Raw genomic sequence first — 1,385 nt, forward strand, 5'->3', positions numbered from 1 at the left:
AAATGTGTAATTGGAGTTTATTGGTCATAAAAATGGGCAGACCTGCAGAATTTTCGGGAAACGCTCGTTTTTAAGCGACCGCTTTTGCCAAGCGAGATGCGGCTACTGCAGATGCAAGCAGAACGATGGCGTTCAGATACAGGTGAGTTGTTACTTTCTCGATCCCGCGCACATGCAAGGCATCTGCTGTCAAAGAGCATTTCAGTCGCGCATTGCAGCGCTCAACGCTCGTTCGCTCATTGTAAAGTGCTTTCCAGCGTTTGGTATCCCGATGTGGATGGCAATACCGCCGGAGGTCTTCCCTGACGTCCACTTTCACGACCATGCCATAATTCGAGGACGAGCAAGCGGCCATGCCAAGCGGACAGTCGACTTTGCCGGTTGCGTGCGGACAGCGAAACTTCAGTATGTCGCCGTCCGCTCCCCAGTACGTCATGGCATAGCCCATGGAACAGCATGGCGTCCCGTTGGACCGCATGCCGGCAGGCGGTTCCTTCTCGCGCCTGAGGTTGAGCGGAATGATGGCTTGAGCCTTGACGTTTCGCGCGGCCTCGTAAACCTTCAACTGATCATAGCCTGCGTCCAGCATGAAAAACCTCGGAGCGGTTCTGGATGCGGCTTGTTCCATCAGGCCCGGCGCCTTTTCTCCGTCATTGACATGCGCAGGCGTGACTTCCAGCACAAGCGGCAATTCGCTTTTCGTATCGACCGCCAGATGGAGTTTGTACCCAAACCAGGTGATCTTGTTGCCGAACGAATCGAGTTTCACTCCCCAATTGGCATTGCCGGTCTGTTCGCTTTTTCGCTTGGGTTGCTTTCTCTCGTAAGCACGGATGGCGGTGCTGTCAATTGCCACGTGGCTGCCGTCCAGAACACCTTCTAGCCTGAGGTGGGCAACCAGATCCTCAAACAGCCGCTTGGCCAGTTCCTTTTTCGTGACGTCGGCAAACACACGGCTGAGTGTGGAGATGGATGGAGCTTCCCGATCAAGCGAAAGTCCGCACTGATAGCGGAACCGAAGGTCCGTGCTCAACCGATGATGCAAAGCCGTTAAGGTAGCGATTCCTTCAAGAGGGGCGGCCAGAAGCGCACGTAAAATGCCCTGTCTGCAATGTCCGTCGGCGCCTCGGGGTGAACGGCTTCTTAATTCCTTGGCATAGGGTCTGAGATCCAGTGAGCTAAAGAAGATTGGCAATCGCTCTTTTGACTGCATTTTTAGCAATTCCTCGAAGGAAAACAAGCTTTCTTGGAGAATATACATCGTGACTTCACTCCTTAAGTTTTCTTGTTTGGTCACTTGAAAACTTCTCCAAGTTGGGGTGAAGTCCCTTTTTTATGTCCGAAAATCCTTACAAATCAAGGCCTTGGATTATTGCAAAACGCTC

The 1,385-nt window shown here is 52.5% G+C and carries 1 protein-coding gene; it reads right to left on the bottom strand.

The genetic code is table 11. The features are described 5' to 3' along the window. Positions 1-70: 70 nt before the first annotated feature. On the bottom strand, positions 71-1,261 hold the full coding sequence (locus PACILC2_RS25280; RefSeq protein WP_213531731.1) for a transposase: 1,191 nt from the start codon (positions 1,259-1,261) through the stop codon (positions 71-73). Positions 1,262-1,385: the final 124 nt, after the last annotated feature.

The organism is Paenibacillus cisolokensis, assembly GCF_018403665.1.
GTDB classification, from domain to species: Bacteria; Bacillota; Bacilli; order Paenibacillales; family Paenibacillaceae; genus Paenibacillus_AH; species Paenibacillus_AH cisolokensis.